Origin of the sequence: Streptomyces sp. NBC_01214, assembly GCF_026340975.1 — a bacterium.
GTDB lineage: Bacteria > Actinomycetota > Actinomycetes > Streptomycetales > Streptomycetaceae > Streptomyces.
Genome location: NZ_JAPEOS010000002.1, coordinates 1,851,967 through 1,872,485, shown reverse-complemented (window position 1 = coordinate 1,872,485; position 20,519 = coordinate 1,851,967). Strand labels below are relative to the sequence as shown.

The 20,519-nt window shown below is 73.2% G+C and carries 20 protein-coding genes; 13 read left to right on the top strand and 7 right to left on the bottom strand.

Annotated elements, in window-relative coordinates; all coding sequences use genetic code 11:
- The first annotated feature begins 195 nt into the window (after window positions 1-195).
- The 4 genes from OG594_RS33290 (at window position 196) to OG594_RS33275 (ending at window position 4,143) form a co-directional block, all read left to right on the top strand.
- Window positions 196-318: a hypothetical protein gene (locus OG594_RS33290; protein ID WP_258309265.1), complete on the top strand. Its 123-nt coding sequence runs from the start codon at window positions 196-198 to the stop codon at window positions 316-318.
- Window positions 319-433: 115 nt separating this feature from the next.
- Complete coding sequence (locus OG594_RS33285; RefSeq protein ID WP_266606092.1) at window positions 434-2,323, top strand: RiPP maturation radical SAM C-methyltransferase; 1,890 nt, start codon at window positions 434-436, stop codon at window positions 2,321-2,323.
- Complete coding sequence (locus tag OG594_RS33280; RefSeq protein WP_266606091.1) at window positions 2,320-2,847, top strand: DUF5825 family protein; 528 nt, start codon at window positions 2,320-2,322, stop codon at window positions 2,845-2,847. Before OG594_RS33285 ends, OG594_RS33280 begins: the two co-directional genes overlap by 4 nt.
- A gap of 3 nt (window positions 2,848-2,850) precedes the next feature.
- Window positions 2,851-4,143 carry an MFS transporter gene (locus tag OG594_RS33275; protein ID WP_266606090.1) on the top strand — a complete coding sequence of 431 codons (1,293 nt, stop codon included), beginning with the start codon at window positions 2,851-2,853 and terminating at the stop codon, window positions 4,141-4,143.
- Between the two features lie 114 nt (window positions 4,144-4,257).
- On the opposite strand, the gene msrB is transcribed toward OG594_RS33275, so the two are convergent.
- From msrB to OG594_RS33255, 4 genes are all read right to left on the bottom strand, one after another.
- Window positions 4,258-4,665 (bottom strand): peptide-methionine (R)-S-oxide reductase MsrB, encoded by a 408-nt coding sequence (msrB, locus tag OG594_RS33270; RefSeq protein WP_266606089.1) that lies wholly within the window; start codon window positions 4,663-4,665, stop codon window positions 4,258-4,260.
- Window positions 4,666-4,688: 23 nt separating this feature from the next.
- Window positions 4,689-6,086: a UDP-N-acetylmuramate--L-alanine ligase gene (gene murC / locus OG594_RS33265; RefSeq protein WP_266606088.1), complete on the bottom strand. Its 1,398-nt coding sequence runs from the start codon at window positions 6,084-6,086 to the stop codon at window positions 4,689-4,691.
- A 61-nt stretch (window positions 6,087-6,147) separates the two neighbouring features.
- The gene (locus tag OG594_RS33260) at window positions 6,148-6,615 is read right to left on the bottom strand and encodes an indole-3-glycerol phosphate synthase (RefSeq protein WP_266606087.1); all 468 of its coding nucleotides are present in this window, start codon (window positions 6,613-6,615) and stop codon (window positions 6,148-6,150) included.
- A gap of 148 nt (window positions 6,616-6,763) precedes the next feature.
- Window positions 6,764-7,546: a pyrimidine reductase family protein gene (locus OG594_RS33255; RefSeq protein WP_266606086.1), complete on the bottom strand. Its 783-nt coding sequence runs from the start codon at window positions 7,544-7,546 to the stop codon at window positions 6,764-6,766.
- Between the two features lie 36 nt (window positions 7,547-7,582).
- On the opposite strand from OG594_RS33255, the gene zapE reads away from it, so the two are divergent.
- Together zapE and OG594_RS33245 are read left to right on the top strand one after the other, a co-directional pair.
- Complete coding sequence (gene zapE / locus OG594_RS33250; protein ID WP_266606085.1) at window positions 7,583-8,686, top strand: cell division protein ZapE; 1,104 nt, start codon at window positions 7,583-7,585, stop codon at window positions 8,684-8,686.
- Between the two features lie 62 nt (window positions 8,687-8,748).
- On the top strand, window positions 8,749-9,174 hold the full coding sequence (locus OG594_RS33245) for an OsmC family protein (protein WP_266606084.1): 426 nt from the start codon (window positions 8,749-8,751) through the stop codon (window positions 9,172-9,174).
- Window positions 9,175-9,226: 52 nt separating this feature from the next.
- Here OG594_RS33245 and OG594_RS33240 read toward each other — a convergent pair whose 3' ends face one another.
- The gene (locus OG594_RS33240; protein ID WP_266606083.1) at window positions 9,227-10,453 is read right to left on the bottom strand and encodes an amidohydrolase family protein; all 1,227 of its coding nucleotides are present in this window, start codon (window positions 10,451-10,453) and stop codon (window positions 9,227-9,229) included.
- Between the two features lie 39 nt (window positions 10,454-10,492).
- Window positions 10,493-11,806, bottom strand: a complete 1,314-nt coding sequence (locus OG594_RS33235; protein WP_266606082.1) for a cytochrome P450 — start codon at window positions 11,804-11,806, stop codon at window positions 10,493-10,495.
- A gap of 248 nt (window positions 11,807-12,054) precedes the next feature.
- On the opposite strand from OG594_RS33235, the gene OG594_RS33230 reads away from it, so the two are divergent.
- The 4 genes from OG594_RS33230 (at window position 12,055) to OG594_RS33215 (ending at window position 16,206) form a co-directional block, all read left to right on the top strand.
- Window positions 12,055-12,615, top strand: coding sequence for a hypothetical protein (locus tag OG594_RS33230; RefSeq protein ID WP_266606081.1), 561 nt, complete (start codon window positions 12,055-12,057; stop codon window positions 12,613-12,615).
- A 20-nt stretch (window positions 12,616-12,635) separates the two neighbouring features.
- The gene (locus OG594_RS33225; protein ID WP_266606080.1) at window positions 12,636-14,012 is read left to right on the top strand and encodes an alkaline phosphatase PhoX; all 1,377 of its coding nucleotides are present in this window, start codon (window positions 12,636-12,638) and stop codon (window positions 14,010-14,012) included.
- A 119-nt stretch (window positions 14,013-14,131) separates the two neighbouring features.
- Window positions 14,132-15,235 carry a PPK2 family polyphosphate kinase gene (locus OG594_RS33220; RefSeq protein ID WP_323185365.1) on the top strand — a complete coding sequence of 368 codons (1,104 nt, stop codon included), beginning with the start codon at window positions 14,132-14,134 and terminating at the stop codon, window positions 15,233-15,235.
- A gap of 59 nt (window positions 15,236-15,294) precedes the next feature.
- A complete protein-coding gene (locus OG594_RS33215; protein WP_266606079.1) occupies window positions 15,295-16,206 on the top strand; it encodes a polysaccharide deacetylase family protein in 912 nt (303 codons plus the stop codon).
- Between the two features lie 17 nt (window positions 16,207-16,223).
- Here OG594_RS33215 and OG594_RS33210 read toward each other — a convergent pair whose 3' ends face one another.
- On the bottom strand, window positions 16,224-16,430 hold the full coding sequence (locus tag OG594_RS33210; RefSeq protein WP_266606078.1) for a hypothetical protein: 207 nt from the start codon (window positions 16,428-16,430) through the stop codon (window positions 16,224-16,226).
- A 249-nt stretch (window positions 16,431-16,679) separates the two neighbouring features.
- Here OG594_RS33210 and OG594_RS33205 point away from each other — a divergent pair, with 249 nt between their 5' ends.
- From OG594_RS33205 to OG594_RS33195, 3 genes are read left to right on the top strand one after another with little or no spacing between them, the layout of a single operon-like run.
- A complete protein-coding gene (locus tag OG594_RS33205; RefSeq protein WP_266606077.1) occupies window positions 16,680-18,047 on the top strand; it encodes a discoidin domain-containing protein in 1,368 nt (455 codons plus the stop codon).
- Window positions 18,047-19,339, top strand: coding sequence for an MFS transporter (locus OG594_RS33200; protein ID WP_266606076.1), 1,293 nt, complete (start codon window positions 18,047-18,049; stop codon window positions 19,337-19,339). The genes OG594_RS33205 and OG594_RS33200 overlap by 1 nt, the downstream gene beginning before the upstream one ends.
- A complete protein-coding gene (locus tag OG594_RS33195) occupies window positions 19,336-20,322 on the top strand; it encodes a hypothetical protein (RefSeq protein WP_266606075.1) in 987 nt (328 codons plus the stop codon). The genes OG594_RS33200 and OG594_RS33195 overlap by 4 nt, the downstream gene beginning before the upstream one ends.
- The last annotated feature ends 197 nt before the right edge of the window (window positions 20,323-20,519 follow it).

Here is a 20,519-nt window from a genome sequence, read left to right as displayed (position 1 = left end):
CCCTGGGAGCAAAGGGAGATGGGACTGCGGTACTGCTCGCGACCTCTACGGGACGCACGTTCGAACCGACCCGGCGCACCGGCGGGCCCGACGCCACCCCGGAGGAGGGCACACGCCCCCGTCGGCCGAAATCGTCCCTTGTGTACCGCGGGTAACGGCCTTTAGGGTCGGCGGACTTGAGGAATGGGAGGCACCATGGAAAGCGACAGGGCGCCAGAGGACGACACCCGGACCAAGCCAGAGATCAAGAAGGTCGCCGTCCGCGACGAGGCCAGGAAGCGCGACCGGCTCACCATCGACAAGCGGCCGTCGTCCTGACCGGGCGGGAGTCGGCACCCGGCGCGGCACCGAGGGCACCGGGCGCCGAGGCCCCGCGCCGGGCTGTCGATCCACCGGCCCGGCGGACGGAGCGGGCCCGGGCGGGAAGGGCCGCATGCGCGTTCATCTGGTGACCATGCCCTGGCAGCCGCTCGACCTTCCCTCGCTCCAGATCGGCCTGCTGCACTCACTCCTGACCCGCACCCGGCCCTGCGACGAGATCCACGAGTTCCACGGTTCGCTGCGCTGGGCGGAGTTCCTGCTGGAGCGGACGGACGGCCTGCTGCGCCCGGCCGACCACGCCGAGGTGGGCAGCGACTCGATCTTCGACGGACTCGGCGACTGGGTCTTCTCGGGCGTGCTCTACGCGGACCCCGACTGGGGCGTCGCCCGGCTCGACGCGTACGCGGAGCGGCGCGGGGTCCCGGTGGACAAGGCGCACGCCATGCGGGTCCACGCGGCGGATTTCATCTCCCGCAGCGCCTCGGAGATCCTCGACGAGGACCCGGACGTCGTCGGGTTCACCAGCACGTTCATGCAGAACGTGGCCTCGCTCGCACTCGCCGCCGAGCTCAAGCGCCGCCGTCCCGGCCTCACCGTGGTCTTCGGCGGCAGCAACTGCGACGGGCCGATGGGCCACGCCCTGCACCGCAACCATCCCTTCGTCGACCACGTGGTGCGCGGGGAGGGGGAGTACGCGTTCCCCGCCCTGCTGGCCCATCTGGACGCCGGGACCCCGCCCGTCGACGTACCGGGCCTGTGCTGGTGGGACGGCGGGACCTCGCGGGCGAACGAGGAGGCCCGCCGTACGGTGGCGCCGCGTGACATCGCCTCGCCCGACTACGACATCTGGCAGGCGGAGCTCGACGCCTCCCCGGTGGCCGAGTACGTCCGTCCGAAACTGGTCGTGGAAGGCGCACGCGGCTGCTGGTGGGGCGAGAAGCACCATTGCACGTTCTGCGGTCTCAACGGCTCGGCCATGGCGTTCCGCGCCAAGCCCGGTGAGCAGTTGTGGGCCGAAGTGGACCGGCTCGTCCGGCGGCACCGGATCCTCGACGTCGTCACGGTCGACAACATCATCGACATGGCGTACTTCACGGACTTCCTGCCGCTCGCCGCCGACAGCGGCTGGGACCTCCTGATGCACTACGAGGTCAAATCCAACCTCAACACGGACCAGTTGGCGCTCCTGGCCCGCTCGGGAGCGGTGCACATCCAACCGGGCATCGAGAGCCTGGGCAACCGCGTCCTCGGCCTCATGGACAAGGGCGTCACCGGCTCCCGCAACGTCCGCACGCTCCGGGAATGCGCCGACCGGTCGCTCACGTGCACGTGGAACTACCTGTACGGGTTCCCGGGCGAGACGGCGGACGACTACGACCCGATCGTCGACCAGTTCCCGGCGCTCGTCCACCTGCAACCACCGGGCGGCGCGTTCCGCATCCAACTGGAGCGGTTCAGCCCGCACTTCGCCGATCCCGCCCTCGGCTTCGCCGAGCGGACCCCCGCCGAGATGTACGGCCACGTGTACGACCTCCCCGAGGAGGAACTGGCCGATCTGGTGTACCTCTTCGACACGCCGCCCCGCGGGATCGGCGGCAGGACGGAGGATCGGCTCGCACGGGCCGTTGCGGACTGGCGGGCCGGGCACGCCGGTTCGACGCTGCTGATGGAACCCGGCGCGGACGGTGGCCTGCTGGTGCACGACCGGCGGCACGGATGGCCCGCCCGGACGCATCGGCTGGGCGGCTGGGAGGCCGCCGCTTTCCGGCACCTGGAACACGGCCGCTCCGGGCCCGCCCTGCGCCGGCTCCTCACCGAGGAGGGACGTCCGGTCCCCCCGGAACGGCTCACGGAGTGGCTCGGTGAGGGCGTGTCGCTGGGACTGCTGTTCTTCGACGGACGGTCGTACGTGTCCCTGCCGCTGCGCAACGCTCCGGTCCGCACGGTCGCCGTCACGGACGGGGCCGGGGCGGGGGCCGACACCGGGGCGGTGGCCCGATGACCGGCGGGCAGGTGGTGGTGGACGAGCCGCTGCCGCTGGGCGCGGGCGGACGCGGCGCGGCGGACGCCGTGCGTTTCCTGCGCGACTGCCAGAGTCAGGCGCTCACGGTGCGCTGGGTCCCGGACAGCGACGCCCTGCCCTTCGACACCGGACTGCTGCACCACCTCCCGCCGCCGGCCCCCCGGCCCGACCGCCCGGGCGGGTCCGGCAGGTCCGACGGGGCGGCCGTGTGGCGGTCCCGGTACGCGTACGGCCTGCTGTACCACCGCCGCGGGCCGGACTTCGTGACGGTCATGGACCGCAGGGACCCCTCGGCCTCGGCGCGGTTCACCATCGACGAACCCTCACTGCTCGGCGCCTTCCACGCCGTGCAGGAGCCCACGGCCCTCGACGAGCTCGACGCGACACGGCGCGAGGCCGTGTCCCTGCTGGCGGACGAACGTCTCGTCCTGGTCACGCAGGGGTGGGTGGTGGCACTGCCGCCGCGCCTGCGCCGCTGGCCCGTCCCCTGCACGAGCGTCTGACCCGTGACCCCGTCGCCGGCCCGCCCCCAGTCCACGGCCGCCGACGGGGGCCGCACGCCGTGGGGTGCGCTGCGGCGGCACCGCCCGTTCCTGCTGCTCTGCGGCGAACAGGCGGCCAGCTCCGTCGGCCGGCAGATCACCGCGCTGGCACTGGCGATGCTGGCCGTGACCCGGCTGGACGCGGGCCCGTTCGGGGCGTCGGCACTGCTCGCCCTGACCTATCTCCCCGGCGCCGTGCTCAGCCCCCTCGCCGGCGTGCTCGCCGACCGGGCCCGGCTGCGCACCCTGGCCGTCACGCTCACCTCGCTCCAGGTGGTGGTCGTCGCTTCGGTGCCGCTCGCCGAGGCGCTCGGGAGCCTCGCTCTGCCGCACCTGTACGTGGTGGCCGCCCTGTCGGGCGCGCTGACCTGGACCCTCTCGGTGGCGCTCCAGGCGGCGCTGCCCCGAGTGGTCGGCCCCGAGCAGCTCCTGACCGGCAACTCCGCGCTGACCGGCGCCCGTACGACGGGCATGATCGGCGGGCCCGCCCTGGGCGGCGTCCTCGTCGGTCTCGTCGGGGCGTCCTCCGCCCTGCTGGCCGGCGGCGCCGCCTATGCGGTCGAGGCCGCGCTGCTGTTCGCCCTGCCCGCGTCACTGAACAGACCGGCCGAGCCCGCCGGACGCCGGGGCCCCCGGCTCGCCGCGCTCCGCGAAGGGCTGGCGGTGGTCCGGGCGGAACCGGTGCTGCGCCGGCAGGTGCTCGCGGGCGCTGGGTTCAACCTCGGCAGCGGGGCTGCGGACGCGCTCTTCGTGGTGTACGCGAATCGCGAACTCGCCCTTCCTGCATGGCAGTTGGGGATCGTATACGCCGCGTTCAGCGTGGCCACCGTAGCCGGAGTCCTGCTCGCGGGCCGGTTCGCGACATCCGTCGAGCTGTACCGGGCGACACGGATCTGCGCGGTGGTGGCGGCCCTCGCGATCTTCCTCGTTCCGGCGGCGTCGCTGGGGCTCGCCTTCCCCGCGCTGCTCGCCTACCAGCTGGTCTTCGGCATCGCGGCGACCGTTTGGGCGATCTCCATGACGACCACCCAGCAACTGATCGCCCCGCACCACCTCCAGGGCCGCGTCGCCGGCTTCGCCCAGGCGGCACTCCTGACCACCGTCCCGGTCGGGGCCCTGTCCGCAGGCGCGCTGGCTGCCTGGCTGGGGAACGTCCCCGTGCTGACCGGCGCTGCGGCGGCGGCGCTGCTGGCCGCGTCCTGCTTCTGGCTGCCGCCGCACCGTACCGGCACCGCCGTACGACCGCCCGCCCCGTGATGGCGGCCTCCTCGGATTCCACACGGCGCGGGCGGTCGCCGGCGGGCTCGCACCGCCCTGGGTACGCCCGAGCCCCGGACCCATCGGGGTCCGGGGCTCGGGCGCGCGGGCCTGTCAGCCCTCCGTCGGGGTCAGGCGCAGGGAGATCGAGTTGATGCAGTACCGCTGGTCCGTCGGGGTCGAGTAGCCCTCGCCCTCGAAGACGTGGCCCAGGTGCGAGCCGCACTTCGCGCAGCGGACCTCCGTGCGGACCATCCCGTGCGAGGTGTCCGCGATCAGTTCGACCGCGTCGGTGTCCTTCGGGTCGAAGAAGGACGGCCAGCCGCAGTGCGAGTCGAACTTCTCCGACGAACGGAACAGCTCGGAGCCGCAGCCGCGGCAGGAGTAGACGCCCTCCGCCTTGGTGTCCGTGTACTCACCGCGGAAGGCGGGCTCGGTGCCCGCCAGGCGCAGTACCTGGTACTCGGACGGGGTCAGCTCCGCCTGCCACTGCTCGTCCGTCTTCTCGACCTCGTAGGACATGACTCTCCCGCTCCCTCGTACCTTCAGCTCGACAGCCGGGCGAGGATGGCCGGACCGAGGTCCGTGACGTCGCCCGCGCCCATGGTGAGAACGAGATCACCGGGCTTCGCCATTCCCGCGATGGCGTCGGCGACGGCCGCCTTGTCGTGCTCGGCGGTGACGTCGGCGCCCGCCGCCCGGGCCGCCGCGATGATCAGCTCGCTGGTGACGCCGGGGATCGGGTCCTCACGGGCCGGGTAGATGTCCAGCACCAGGGAGGCGTCGGCGAGGGCCAGCGACTGGCCCATCTCCTTGCCGAGCTCCTGGGTGCGGGAGAAGAGGTGCGGCTGGAAGACGACCAGGATCCGGGAGTCACCGGCGGCTCCGCGGATGGCCTCCAGGTCGGCGGTCATCTCGGTGGGGTGGTGGGCGTAGGAGTCGATCACCTGGACGCCCGCGGCCTCGCCCTTGAGCTGGAGGCGGCGCTTGACGCCGGTGTACTTGCCGAGCGCGCTCGCCAGGTTGTGCGCCGGGATGCCGAGCGCCACGCCCGCGGCGAGGGCCGCGACGGCGTTGTGCGCGTAGTGGCGGCCGGGGACCGAGACGGTGAAGGTGAGCATCCGGCCGTCCAGGATCACGGTGACCTCGCTGGTCAGGCCGCGCGGGGTGATCTTGGTGATGCGGACGTCGGCGCCCTCCTCCTCGCCGTACGTGACGACGGTGAGGCCCTCCTTGCCGGCGACGCGGCGGGCGATCTCGGCCGCGCCCTCCTGGCCGTGGGCGACGACGAGGGTGCCGCCGGGCACGACCTTGCCGACGAAGGTCTCGAAGGACTCGTAGATCTCGTCGATGGAGGCGTAGTTCGCGTGGTGGTCGAGCTCCGCGTTGAGGATGATCGCGACCTGCGGGGTGTACTTGTGGAAGGTGCGGTCGCTCTCGTCCGCCTCGGCGACGAAGATGTCGCCCTCGCCGTGGTGGGCGTTGGAGCCGGGGGCGTCCAGGTCGCCGCCGATGGCGTAGGAGGGGTCCAGGCCCAGGGCCGAGAGGGACACCGCCAGCATCGAGGTGGTGGTGGTCTTGCCGTGCGTGCCGGCGACGGCGATCGGCCGCAGCCCGTCCATCAGGGCGGCCAGCGCGTCGGAGCGGTGCACGACGGGGATGCCCAGCTCGGCGGCCCGGGCCAGCTCGGGGTTGTCGGCGCGGATCGCGCTGGAGACGACCACGCAGGTGGAGTCGGCGGCGAGGTTCCCGGCCGCGTGTCCGCCGTGGACCGTGGCGCCGTGGGCGCGCAGCGCCTCGGCGGTCTCGGAGTCGCCCCGGCTGTCGCTGCCGGCCACGTGCGCTCCGCGCTGGGCCAGGATCTTCGCGATGCCGGACATGCCGGCGCCGCCGATGCCGATGAAGTGGGGCCGTTCCATGGCGGTCGGCAGGCCGGGCTTCATTCAGGTCGCTCCAGGATCGTGTGTCTTGCGGGTGCGCGTGAGGCTCTGACTGGCCCCAAGCCTATTCGTTGTGGGCGAAGAGCTTGAGCACGGGAACGCCGACCTTGTGGCGGGCGCGCGAGGCCCAGTCCCGGTGGAAGAACTCCTCCACGAAGTGCGGGGCGGTCAGGACGATCACCTCGTCGGCCTGGTGCTCGTCCACGACGGTCTTCAGCTTGTCGAGCGGGTGGTCCTCGACGAGCTGTCCGACGGCGTTGGCGCCCTTGGCGCGCAGCGCGTTCAAGGAGTGCGCGAGGGCGTGCGCGGCAGGGCCCAGGGCGGCCTCGCCCTCGGGTTCGTCACCCTCACGGATGGCCTCCGGAATCTCACCGAGCGCTACGTCGTCGATGGCGCGCAGCAGTCGGTCCTGGTCGCCCCGGGGTTGCATGAGGACGATGAAGGAGACCGGGTCGTCCCCGTGCAGGTTGGTGACGAAGTCCACGTCCACCGCGGTCAGCGGCTGCTCGATCATCAATACGCTCGTGAACACGGACGCCCTCTCCTTCATGGGCCGAGGCCGGCCGGCCGACCCCTGCGGAAACCATCCTGCCCCGCTGTCGCACGGGGCCCTGCGCAGACATACCTGCCCAGTTATGTGCCCAGCGGAAGCAAAGCGGAACGACAAATTCCGCGTCTTGTCAGATCCGACGGTAGCTCGTGAAGAGGAACCCGGCCTCTTCCAGTACGCAGGCGGGCGCGAGCCGGTGCGGAACCGTGACGGAGGGGCCGCCGGCGATCCGCTGGGCGCCTCCCGCGACGAGCATCGGGGAGATCGTCAGGCACAGCTCGTCCAGGGCGTCGGCGGCCACGAACTGGCCCAGGAGCCGGGGCCCGCCCTCGGTGAGCTGGCGGCGCAGCCCCCGCGCCGCGAGTTCCCGTACCGCCCGGGCGGCGTCCACGCCCGCACCGTCACCGGCCACCACGACCTCGGCTCCGGCCCGTGCGGCCTCGGCCACCCGGGCGGCGGGCGCGGCGGCCCCCGTGACCACCAGGGTCGGCACCAGCGGGGAGGTGAACAGGGGCAGCGAGAAGTCCAGGTCCATGCTGGCGGTGACCACGGCGATGGCGGGGGCCGGGCCCTGTCCGGAGGCGGCGCGGCGGGCGGCGAAGGCCTCCCGGGCGCGGGCCGGGCGGTAGCCCTCCTGGCGAACCGTTTCCGCGCCGACGACCACCACATCGGCCAGCGCCCGCAGGGTGCCGAAGATCCGCATGTCGCTCTCGCCGGAGATGGGCTGCGAGCGGCCCTCGTGCTGGGCGCCCCCGTCCAGGGTGGAGACCATGTTGGCCCGGAGCCAGTGGCCGTCCGCCTTCAGCGCGGGATACGCGTAGGCCTCCGCCAGCTCGTCGAGCGACCACTCCCGGTCGGCCCGGTCCTGGGGCGAGGCTGATGTCTGATCGGTCACAGGGAACAGGCGTCGCATCGGTGCAGTGTGCCACGCCCCGTAGAGTTAAGAGCTGTGTCAACATCTCTCTCCACCTCCGGTTACACCTCCGGCCGGCCCCCCATAGCCGACGCGGGGCCCCAGGCCCTCTGCGCGCGCGAGCCGCGGGTGCCCGCCGAACGGCTGGTGGCCGAGATGGTGCCGCCGCCGCGGTTCGACTCGGTGCGCTTCGACACGTACAACCCGGACCCGACCCAGCCCAGCCAGGCCGAGGCCGTCACCGTGCTGAGCGGCTTCGCCGCCGGCCTGGGCGGCGCGCACGCCAGCGGCGCCGGCAAGAAGCGCTGGTTCGCGAAGAAGCCGGCCGCCCCCACCGGGCCCCGCGGGGTCTACCTCGACGGCGGCTACGGCGTCGGCAAGACCCACCTGCTGGCCTCCCTGTGGCACGCCACCCCGGCCGAGCCCGCGCTCAAGGCCTTCGGCACCTTCGTGGAACTCACCAACCTGGTCGGCGCGCTCGGCTTCCAGCAGACCGTGCAGACCCTGGGCGGACACCGGCTGCTGTGCATCGACGAGTTCGAGCTCGACGACCCGGGCGACACCGTCCTGGTGTCCTCGCTGCTCAGCCGCCTCGTCGAGCAGGGTGTGGCGCTGGCCGCCACCTCCAACACGCTGCCCGGCAAGCTCGGCGAGGGCCGCTTCGCCGCCGCCGACTTCCTGCGCGAGATCCAGGGGCTGTCGGCGCACTTCCGGCCGCTGCGGATCGACGGCCAGGACTACCGCCACCGCGGTCTGCCGGAGGCTCCGGCGCCGTTCTCCGACGAGCAGGTCACCAAGGCCGCGTACGCGACCGAGGGCGCGAGCCTGGACGACTTCCCCGGCCTGCTCGAACACCTGGCCAGGGTGCACCCCAGCCGCTACGGCGCGTTGACCGACGGCCTCACGGCGGTCTGCCTGACCGACGTCGGCCCGGTGCCGGACCAGTCGACGGCGCTGCGCCTGGTGGTACTGGCCGACCGGCTGTACGACCGCGAGATCCCGGTGCTGGCCTCCGGAGTCCCCTTCGACCGGCTGTTCAGTGAGGACATGCTGAACGGCGGCTATCGGAAGAAGTACTTCCGCGCCATATCGCGGCTCACCGCGCTGGCGCGCGACGCGAAGCCCCTGGTCTCCCAGTAGGTTTGGGGACGCCGGGTCCCTTCGGGAGCCCGGCCGTTTGCCACATCTTCGAAGGGATCACCATGGCCACCACGCGTACCGCGCACACCGTCTGGGAAGGCAACCTGCTCAAGGGCGCCGGCACGGTCAGCCTCGACTCCTCGGGCCGGGGCTCGTTCGAGGTCTCCTGGCCCTCGCGCGCCGAGGCCGCGAACGGCAAGACCAGCCCGGAAGAGCTGATCGCCGCCGCGCACTCCAGCTGCTACTCGATGGCCCTCTCGCACGGCCTGGACGGCGCCGGCACCCCGCCCACCCGCCTGGAGACCAAGGCCGATGTGACCTTCCAGCCGGGCGAGGGCATCACGGGCATCCACCTGACGGTCCGTGCGGAGGTCCCCGGTCTGGACGCGGAGGGCTTCGCCTCCGCCGCCGAGGACGCCAAGAAGAACTGCCCGGTCAGCCAGGCCCTGACCGGTACGACGATCACCCTGAGCGCGGAGCTCGTCTGATCGCTCCCGCTCCGGCGGGGGTGCGGGCCGCACCTCGCGGCCCACACCCCCGTCAGGCGGTCGCCAACTGCGGGATCAGGCGCATCGCGTTGTCGTGGTAGATCCCCCGCAGCTGCTCCGGCGTGAAGGCCGGATCGGCTTCGAGGGCGGGGAGCGCCAGGTCCGTGACCGTGTCGGCGGGGGCGGCGGGCCAGTCGGTGCCGAAGAGCACGTGGTCGGCCGGCACGTGTTCCAGCAGGGTCGCGGCGGGCGCCATGGGACCGGCCGTGTCGTAGTAGAAACGGCTCAGGTGGTCACGGACGGCGGCGGGTTCGACGGGCGGTTCGCAGAACCGCCCGAGGGCCTGCAAGCGCGTCGCGATGTAGGGCAGGAAGCCTCCGGCGTGCGGCAGGACCACGGAGATGTCCGGGAAGCGGTCCAGCGTCCTGCGGCTGATCATGTTCACGGCGGCCCGCGTGGTGTCCAGCAGGAAGTCGCACATGAAGTTCGGGATCCCCGGAACCGTCGACCCACCGGGCGGGCCGGACCCACCGGGCGGGCCGGACGCACCGGGCGGGCCGGACGCACCGGGCGGGCCGGGGGAACGGGATGCGCCCGGCGGACCGGAAGCGACGGGCGGACCCGGCGGACCGGGCGGGCGGGATGCGACGGGCGGGCCGAGCGGGCCGTCCGGGAGGTTGTGCGGGTGGGTGTCCACCACGGCGGAGTACGCGTTCAACTCGTGGAACAGCCGGTCGTAGGCGGGATCGCCGAGGTAGACGCCCCCGTAGTTGGCCGTCACGTTCACCCCGACGGCTCCGAGCTGCCCGAGCCCGCGGCGCACGGCCCAGGACGAGGCCTCCGGGTCGTCCAGGAACAGCGGCACGTAGTACGAGAACCGTCCCGGATGCGACTGCGCCACCTCCATCATCGACTGCAACGTGATGTTGATGGCCTCGCGCAGCTGCGCGGACGACCGGTAGCGCGCCGGCAGCATCGGCTTGAGGACGGCGGTCGTGATGCCCACGTCGTCCATGAAGCGGATCGCCGCGTCGGTGCCCAACCGGGCCCACGGGGGCAGCCGTTCCGGCGTGATCAGTCCGTGGTGCGCCGCCCAGTCGCGCCACTGCGGCGCGCAGAAGTGATGATGCATGTCGATCTTCGAATGGGCCGCGCGCGCCGCGCCCGTGCCCGACGCGGAGGAACCCCGCGCGACCCGGATGACCGCGCTGGTGCCCACCGCGGCGATCCGCAGTTCGTCCGCCGGCGTCCCCAGCAGGCGCAGTGCGGAGGTACTCACGGAATCCGTCATGCCGATCCACCGCCCATCGGGTCTGGGTTACCTGCCGGAGGCCACGGAGGCCAGGGACGCCTCGCCCGGGTCAGCGCCGGGGCGGCGCGGCTCGAGGACGAGCCGGAGGTGTTCGAGGCCCCGGAACGCCGGCACCGGACCCTTGAGCCACGCCCGCCCGGTCTCCTGCGCGTCCGCGAGCTCCATGTCCGGGAACTCCCGCAGGAGGGTGGCGAGCGCGATCTCGAGTTCGAGCCGCGCCAGCGGCGCCCCGAGGCAGTAGTGGGTCCCGTGCCCGAAGCCCAGGTGCGTGCCCTGGAGTCCCTCGCGCGTCACGTCCAGCTCGTCGGGGAGGTCGAACTTCTCGGGGTCCCGGTTGGCCGAGGAGATCGCGATCTGCACGAGGGAGCCCTCGGGGATCCGCGTGCCCCGGATCTCGGCCTCCCGCGCCGCGTACCGGAAGGTCGACGTCTCCACCGATCCCTCGAAGCGCAGCATCTCCTCGACCGCGCGCGGGATGAGCGCGGGGTCCCGGCGCAGCAGCGCCGCCTGATCGGGGTGGTGCAGCAGGTTGAGGACGGAATTGCCGATCTGGTAGGCGGTGGTCTTGTGGCCGGCGAAGAACAGGACCCACAGCGACGCGACCAGTTCGGGGTCCTCCAGCCGTTCCTCCGCCTGGAGGAGGTCGCTGAGGAAGGAGTCCGACGGGTGCGCGCGCGTGTCCGAGATGAGCCGCTCCAGCCGGTGCTGCAGGCCCTCCTCGGCCGCCTTCAGCTCCGCCCTCCTGCTGGGGTCGAACCGGGAGCGGGTCACCACCGCGAACTGCTCCAGGATCTCCGGGCGGTCCTCCTGCGGGATGCCCATCAGTTCGCACAGGACCGCGACGGGCAGCGGGAACGCGAACGAGGCCATGAGGTCGACCGTGCCCGCCGTGCGGCATTCGCCGAGGATGTTCTCGGCGATCTCGGTGATCCTCGGGCGCATCTGCTCCACCCGCCGGGGGGTGAAGGCGCTCCGCAGGACGCGGCGCAGCCGCGTGTGCCGGGGCGGGTCCGAGAAGAGCACGTTGTCGTCGAGCGCGTCGAAGAAGCTGCCGTACACGGCGTGGTACGTGTCGATGGCGCCGTGCATGTTCTTGCTGAACCGGGGGTCCGACAGCGCGTCGCGGGCGTCGTCGTAACGGGTGATGAGATACGTCTCGATCCCGTGGGGAGGGGTCAGCCGGCACACCGGGTCCTGCTCGCGCAGGGCGGCGTACATCGGATGGGGGCACTGCCGGTACTCCGGTGCGCCCCGGGACACGGCCGACACGATCTCGTGCAGCTCTCCGCCGCCGTCCGGTGCCGCATCCTGCTGCGCCATGGTCCGCACCCTCCGTCGCACTCGTCTGCTGGGGACAACACCGGTTCCCCGCGCGGATGCGTCGCGAAACGGCGCCCTTCCCGTTCGAGTGAGCCGGCGGCGCCGGGTGCCGGGGCGGGCCCGGGTACGGGTCCGGCCGACCGTCAGCCGATCGGCGGTCGCCCGTCCGGGCCGAGTGTGTGGCGGGCCGGGCGGCCCGGGGAAGGGCTGCTGGTGCCCCCAGCCAGCCCGTCACAAGGAGCCCGCGCATGGCCCGTAGTCTCGCCCTGGCCCTCACCGCAGCCGCCTCGCTCACCCTCGCGGCCGCCACCGCTCCGCTCGCCGCCGCGGACTCGGGCCCCGGCCGGTCCCAGGGCGACCTGGCCCGTACGTACGCCGCGACCGCCAGGTATCAGGTGCACGCCAACGCCGTGGCGGACGGCTACAAGCCCGACCAGTACTGCGTCGTAAACAAGGCGGGCCCGGGCGCGCTCGGTTACCCCCACTTCAACCACACGTACGACAACTCCCTCGACCCGGCGAAGCCCGCCGCGCTGTTCTACGAGGACGACGGACGCGGCGGCAAGCGCCTCGTCGCGGTCCAGTGGCTGCGCTACGACCGCGACCAGAAGCTGACGACGGACGACGACCGCCCCACGATGTTCGGCATCCCCTTCAAGGGCCCCAAGCCCGGCAACTTCCCCGGTCAGCCGGTGCACTACGCCCTGCACCTGTGGCTCTGGAAGAAGAATCCCGACGGCCTGTTCGAAACGTTCAACCGGGCGGTGACCTGCCTTCCGGGCACCACCCGCCCCAAGCCGTCGCTCTGATGCCGCCCCGGGAGCAGCCGATGGCCGTCACCCGGCGCGGCCTGCTCGCCGCGGGCGGGATCGCCTTCAGCGGGGCGCTCGGCGCCCTGTTCGCCGGTGGCGGCTCCCGGGCCGCCGCCGCCCGGGCCCCGCGGCCCCGTACCCCCCGCACCGACCGCGGGTACGGGCCGCTGGTGGCCGATCCGCGCGGGCTGCTCGACCTGCCCGCCGGATTCACCTACCGGGTGCTCTCCCGGGCCGGCGAGCCGCTGCGCTCCGGCGAGGGGACCGTGCCCGCGAACTGCGACGGCATGGCCGCCTTCGACGCCGGCGGCGGCCGCGTGCGCCTCGTCCGCAACCACGAGAACCGCACCACCGCCGCCCTGCGCGTCCCCGCCGTCCCGGGACTGACCTACGACGCCCGGGCGCTCGGCGGCTGCACCGCCCTGGAACTGGACGCGGCCGGGCGGGTCACCGGCGAGCGCGTCGCCCTCGCCGGCACCGCCGTCAACTGCGCGGGCGGCCGCACCCCCTGGAACACCTGGCTGAGCTGCGAGGAGACCGAGGACCGCGCGGGCACCTCCGGCTACACCCGCGACCACGGCTACGTCTTCGAGGTGGACCCGGCCGACCCGCACCGCTCGGGCGCGGTCCCGCTCACCGCGCTGGGTCGCTTCGCGCACGAGGCCGTCGCCGTGGACCCGTACCGCGGGGTCGTCTACGAGACCGAGGACGCCTTCGTCCAGCCGTTCGGGCTGTTCTACCGGTTCCTGCCGGAGCGGCCGCTCGGCGGGCTCGGCTCGCTGCGGGCCGGGGGCCGGCTGGAGGCCCTGCGGGTGCCGGGGCTCGCGGACCTGGCGGTGGTGGACGAGCCCGGGGCGGTGTTCCCGGTGGAGTGGGTGCCCGTTCCGGACCCGTCGGCGGCCGGAACGCCCATCCGGCTCCAGGACTTCGGGCCGGACGGGATCACCCACGCGCAGAAGCTGGAGGGCTGCTACTGGGGCGACGGCGGGGTGCACTTCGTGTCCAGCTTCGCGCGCAGCGGCGAGGGCGCGGCCGCCGACCACCACGGGCAGGTGTGGTTCCACGACCCGCGGCGCTCCACGATCCGCCTGGACGTGCTCTTCGGCCCGGCCGCCGACATCGCCCTGCCCGGGGACTCCCCCGACAACATCTGCCTGGCCCCGGACGGCGGACTGATGGTGTGTGAGGACGGCGGCGGCGCGCAGTACGTGTTCGGGGTGACGGTGGGCGGTGAGGTCTACCCGATGGCCCGCAACGCCGAGGACGTCGGCCGGCCGGGGGCTCCGGAGTGGGGGGAGTTCGCCGGGGTCACCTTCTCCCCCGACGGGCGGACGATGTACGTGAACGCCTACGCGCCGGGGACCACGTTCGCGGTGACAGGACCCTGGCACTGACGCCGTACTGACGCCGTACTGACCCCGGGCCGGCCCCGTACCGGCCTCGTACCGGCCTCGCGTTCCCGTTCGGGCTGCTGGAAGATCGTACGGAACCGACGGGATTGGGGTGGTCAGCGATGGCCGGGAAGCAGAACGAGAAGCGGAAAGCGGCGAAGTCCGAGAAGCAGCAGGAGAAGCGGGGGAAGGCCGCCAAGGACGCGAAGGACGCGAGGTCCGCACAGCCCGAGAAGGCGGGGAAGTCGGGGAAGCCGGGGAAGTCCGAGGAGCGGGAGAAGGCCCCGAAGCCGGAACGGGCGGCCGAGCCGGCGAAGACCGGTAACCACGGCAAGCCCGGCAAGCCCGGGAAGCCCGGCGAGCGCTCCGGGGCCGACGGCTCCGGGGCCCGGCCGCTGCGGGAGTTGCTGCGCGTGCCCCCGGGCGAACGGCCGGACCTCGGCCACCTCGACCCCTCCGCGACCCCCGGCGGCCCCGCGTCCAAGGCGGCCGGGGCGGCCGCCACCGCCCTGCTGGCGCAGCCGCTCGGCTCCCTCCAGGAGCGGCTCTACGCGGCGAGCACCGCCGGTGACCGCCGCCGGGTGCTCCTCGTCCTCCAGGGCATGGACACCAGCGGCAAGGGCGGCACCCTCAAGCACGTGATCGGCCTGTTCAACCCCTCCGGCTGCCGGATCAAGGCCTTCAAGGCGCCCACCCCGGAGGAGCTGGGCCACCCCTTCCTCTGGCGCATCAAGCAGGAGCTCCCCCGGCCGGGTGAGATCGGCATCTTCGACCGTTCCCACTACGAGGACGTGCTGATCGCCCGGGTCCGCGAGCTGGTGCCGCGCAACCGGCTCCGCGCCCGGTACGCCCAGATCAACCGGTTCGAGAAGGCCCTCGTCGACGACGGCGTGACCGTGGTGAAGGTCTTCCTCCACATCGGCTACGAGGAGCAGCGGGCCCGGCTCCTGGCGCGGCTGGACGACCCGGACAAGCACTGGAAGTTCAACGTGGGCGACATCGAGGAGCGCGGCGCGTGGGCCGCGTACCAGGAGGCGTACGAGGTGGCGCTGGAGCGCTGCTCCACCGATGCGGCGCCCTGGTACGTGGTGCCCGCGGACCGCAAGTGGTACCGCAACTGGGCCATCAGCACGCTGCTGCGGGAGCATCTGGAGGATCTCGATCCGCAGTACCCGAAGGGGGACTTCGACGTCGAGGAGTGCCGCAGGAGGCTGCTGGCGGGGTGAGTTCCCGCCGACCGCCTGTCGTTCATTCTTCTGATCAGTTAGTCATATAGTTTGCGTGCGTGACCAATTCCGTACGAAAAGTAGCTGCCGCAGCTGCCACGGCGGTGCTCGGCGCCGCCCTCGCGGGATGCGGGGGCGGCGCCGGCGCGCCGGACGCCGGCCGCGAGGCCCGTATGGGCACCCCCGCCGCCTCGGCCCCGGCTTCGGCCTCCGCCGCCACCTCCGCCTCCGGATCGCCCGCCGCGTCCCCGCAGGCCGGTGCGCCCGCCAAGCCCCCGACCATGGCTCCGGGTCCGAACGGCCTGACCCCCGTCTTCGAACGGGCGAAGCAGCAGACGGACAAGACCGTGGCGCTGACCTTCGACGCCGACATGACCTCCGACCAGGGGCCGCGCGCCGCGGACGGGGAACGCTTCGACAATCCCGCGCTGATCTCGACCCTGCGCACCCTCAAGGTGCCCTCGACCATCTTCATGACGGGCCGCTGGGCCGAGGAGTACCCGGACCAGGCCAAGTCGATCGGCACCGACCCGAACTTCGAGATCGCGAACCACTCGTACAGCCACCACGCCTTCAAGTCCCCCTGCTACGGGCTGCCCGCGCTCGACGCCGCGGCCGCCCGGGCCGACGTGGACCGGGCCTTCGCCGCCTTCCGGCAGGCGGGCGCGCTCAACACCGTCCCGTACTTCCGCTTCCCCGGCGGTTGCTACGACGACCAGGCGCTGCGGACCCTGTCCACGGCCAAGGTCACGGCCGTCCAGTGGGACGTGGTCAGCGGGGACGCCTTCTCCAAGGACCCGGGCGCCGTGGCCGAGCAGGTGCTCAGCGGCGTGAAGCCCGGCTCGGTGGTGGTCATGCACTGCACGCGCAGCGCCGCCCCGGTCACCGAGGAGGCCATCCAGCGGATCGTCCCCGAACTGCGCAAGCGCGGCTACCGCTTCGTGAAGGTCTCCGAGCTGATCGGCACGTAGCGCGGGCCCGGCGGTTCCTAGCCGGAACAGGCGGTGCGCTGGGCCTCCTGCCACTCGCACACGGGGCAGAGCACCACACCCGGGGTGGCGACCCCGTACTCGGTGGGCTTTGCGCACTCCAGGCAGTCCGCGTACGGCGGTCCCGCCACCCGGCCGGCCGGTGCAGCCGGTGCGGGGCAGTACGACGGGGGCTCCTGCGACGGGGGCTCGTCCGACCGGTTCATGTGGACGAGCCTACCGGCGGACGGCTTACGGGCAACTGCCTCCGTCCGGAGTACTGGTAGGAAACTTTCCTTCCTGTTAGTGTCCCGGGCGGCGGCTTGGCGCGGTGCCCATCCCCACGGGCATGACGCGCTCAGCGAGAGCTCTGACCCGGCCGCCGTGGCGCCGCCCCCTGCCCGCCCCGTGGGCGGGTGCGGCGCCCCGCCCCAGTGTCCAGCTCTCGCCGCCCCTCAAGGCAGGGAGTTCCAGGTATGCGCCTGAACCGCCTGAACGCCTCCGCTCACCCCCCTCTGTTACGCGGCAGACTTCGCACCCTCCTCCTCACCACCCTCACCGGCTTCGCCGCACTCACCCTCGTCGGCGGGCTCCTCCTCGCCTGGCCCGGACGGGCCGGGGCCGCCGCCGACCCCCTCATATCCCGCGGGAAGCCCGCCACCGCCTCCTCCACCGAGTCCTCCTCGCTGGGCGCGAAGAACGCCTTCGACGCAGACCCGGCCACCCGCTGGGCCAGCGCCGAGGGCAAGGACCCGCAGTGGATCCGGGTCGACCTCGGGGCCGGGGCCACCGTCTCGCGGGTGCGGCTCACCTGGGAGGCGGCCTACGCCAAGGCGTACCGCGTCGAGGTCTCCGCCGACGGCGCCGCCTGGACCGCGCTCGCCAGCGAGAGCGCCGGCAACGGCGGCGTCGACGACTGGACCGGCCTGTCCGGCAAGGGCCGCTACCTGCGCGTCCAGGGCACCGCGCGCGGCACCTCGTACGGCTACTCGCTCTTCGAGGCCGAGGTGTACGGCACCGTCGGGGACGGGCCGCCGCCGGGCGGCTCCTTCACGGTCGTCGCCGCCGGTGACATCGCCGCGCAGTGCACGGCCTCCGACAGCGGCTGCGCGCACCCGAAGACCGCCGCGCTCGCCCAGCGGATCGACCCGAAGTTCTACCTGACGATGGGCGACAACCAGTACGACGACGCCCGGCTCTCCGACTACCGCGCCTACTACGACAGGAGTTGGGGCGCCTTCAAGGCCAAGACCCGCCCGGTCCCGGGCAACCACGAGACGTACGACCCGGCCGGCCCGCTCGCCGGGTACAAGTCGTACTTCGGCAGCATCGCCTACCCGCAGGGCAAGAGCTACTACAGCTTCGACGAGGGCAACTGGCACTTCGTCGCCCTCGACTCCAACTCCTTCGACCAGGCCGCCCAGCTCAACTGGCTGAAGGCCGACCTCGCCGCCACCACCAAGCCGTGCGTCGCCGCCTATTGGCACCACCCGCTGTACTCCTCCGGCGGACACGGCAACGACCCCGTCTCCAAGCCCGTCTGGAAGATCCTCTACGCCGCCCGGGCCGACCTGGTCCTGGGCGGACACGACCACCACTACGAGCGGTTCGCCCCGCAGGACCCCGAGGGCCGGGCCACCGCCGACGGGATCGTGGAGATCGTCGGCGGGACGGGCGGCGCCGGTCCCTACCCGATCGAGGAGGTCCAGCCCAACAGCCAGAAGCGGATCAGCGGACCGTACGGCGTGGTGAAGCTGGACTTCACCGACTCCGGCTACGGGTGGACCTACGTGACCACCGACGGCCAGGTCAAGGACACGAGCCCGAAGTACAGCTGCCACTGATGTACCTGGCCGCCAACGGCCGCCCGGACGCGCCGCCCCGCCCCCAGGGGGCCCGGCGGCGCGTCCCCGCCGCCGTCCTCGCGCTCGGCGCGGTCAGCCTCGTCACCGACATCTCCTCCGAGATGGTCACGGCGGTGCTGCCGCTCTACCTCGTCCTGGGCCTCGGCCTGACTCCCCTCCAGTTCGGCTTCCTCGACGGCATGTTCCACGGGGCCACCGCCCTCGTGCGACTGCTCGGCGGGCGGCTCGCCGACCGCCGCGGCCACCACAAGCGGGTCGCCGGCGCCGGCTACCTGCTCTCCGCGCTCTCCCGACTCGGGCTGCTCCTCGCCGGGGGCGCCACGGGCGCGATCGCCGCCGCGCTCGCCGCCGACCGGCTGGGCAAGGGCATCCGTACCGCCCCGCGCGACGCCCTCATCTCGCTCAGCGGGCCCCCGGAGAGCCTCGGCCGGTCCTTCGGCGTGCACCGCGCCATGGACACCACGGGCGCCCTGCTCGGGCCGCTCGCCGCGTTCGCCGTGCTCGGGGCGACCGCCGATGCCTACGACGCGGTGTTCGCCGTCAGTTTCTGCACCGGCCTGCTCGGTGTGCTGCTGCTCGTCGTGTACGTCCCGGCCGCGCCCGGGCCGGCTGCCGGGCCGACGTCCGCGCCCCCGGCCAGGACCCGGCCGCCCCGCCGGTCGGTCCTGCGCGACCCCGTGTTCCGCCGCGTGCTCTGCGCCTCGGCCCTGCTCGGCGCCACCACCATCGGCGACGCCTTCCTCTACCTGCTGCTCCTGCGCGGACTCGACCTGCCGCCCGCCCTGTTCACGCTGCTGCCGCTCGGGGCCGCCGCCGTCTACCTGCTGCTCGCCGTCCCCGTGGGCCGGCTCGCCGACCGCACCGCCGACCGGACCGGGCGCCGGACGGCCTTCCTGCTCGGGCACTGCGCCCTGCTCGGCGCGTACGCCCTGCTCCTGGCCCCCGTCTCCCCGCCGACCGTCGTGGGTGTGCTCGCCCTGCTGGGCCTCTTCTACGCGGCCACCGACGGGGTCCTGATGGCGCTCGCCGCTCCCGCGCTGCCCGAGGCCGGGCGGGCCGGCGGGCTCGCGGTGCTGCAGACCGGCCAGGCGCTGGCCCGGCTGCTGGGCGCCGCCGGATTCGGAGCGGCGTGGACCCTCTGGGGGCAGCGGCCCGCCCTCTGGGCCGCGGCCCTCGCGCTGGCCGGAGCGCTCGCGGCCGCCTCGCGCATCCTGCCCGCCGTTCCCCCGACGGCCCCGACCGCCCCGACCGCCGCCCCGGAGGCCCCGTGAACCCCCCGTCCCGCCGGCTGCGCCTCGCCCTCGTCGTCACCGCGGTCCTGCTGCTGGCGGGCGGCTCGCTGGGCTACGTCCTGCACGCACGGCACCGCGAACGGCCGTCCGCACAGCAGGCCGACGCCTCCTTCGACACCTCGGAGCCGGGCCTCTACTTCCGGGACACGGCCGGCGGGCGGATCGCGCGCCAGGTCGGTCCGGGCCTGCCGCGGGTGACCGGCGGCCCGTCCTGCGACCGCTTCCACACCGCCGGGGACCACGCCCTGTGCCTGCGGGGGCTGCCCGGGGTCCCGGCCCGCACGGAGGCCCTCGTACTCGACCGGCGCCTGCGGGAGGTCCGCAAGGTGACCGTGCCCGGCATCCCGAACCGGGCCCGCGTCTCGCCCTCGGGCCAGGTGCTGTCCTGGACCACCTTCACGACCGGCGACTCCTACAACACCGCCGCGTTCTCCACCCGGACGGCGATCCTGGACCTGCGCACCGGCTACCTGATCAAGTCGATCGAGCAGATCCCGCTGACCCTCGACGGGGCCCGCCACCACGACTCGGACGTCAACTACTGGGGCGTGACCTTCGCCGCCGACGACAACCGCTTCTACGCCACCGTCTCCACCCGGGGCGCCACCCACCTCGTCGAGGGCGACCTGCGCGCCTGGTCGGCGAAGGCACTGCGGGAGAACGTCGAATGCCCCTCGCTGTCACCGGACGGCGCCCGCATCGCCTTCAAGAAGAAGGTCTCCGACGACCCCCGGGCCCCCTGGCGGCTGTACGTCCTCGACCTGACGACGATGCGCGAACACCCGCTGGCCGAACGGCACGGCGTCGACGACCAGGCCGCCTGGCTGGACGACACGACCGTGGCCTACGCCCTGCCGGGCCGGGACGGCCGCACGAGCGACATCTGGTCCACCCGCGCGGACGGCACGGGCGACCCCACCCTCCTCGCCCCCGGCGCCTCCTCCCCCGCGAACGTGCGGTGAAAAGGGCTGGTCGGTGATCCCGTGCAGAAATCCGACGGCCGCCCCGAAGGTCGCGCCGCCGGGGAGGAGCCCGGTGAGCGCGGTACCTCCGTCCACACGGCAGGAAGAGGGGAGCGGCTGGCCGTGGCCGCGTCCCCTCCATGACGAGGTTCCAGCGGGTCCTGGGTCGACCCCCGCGGCTCAGGTGCAGGACCTCG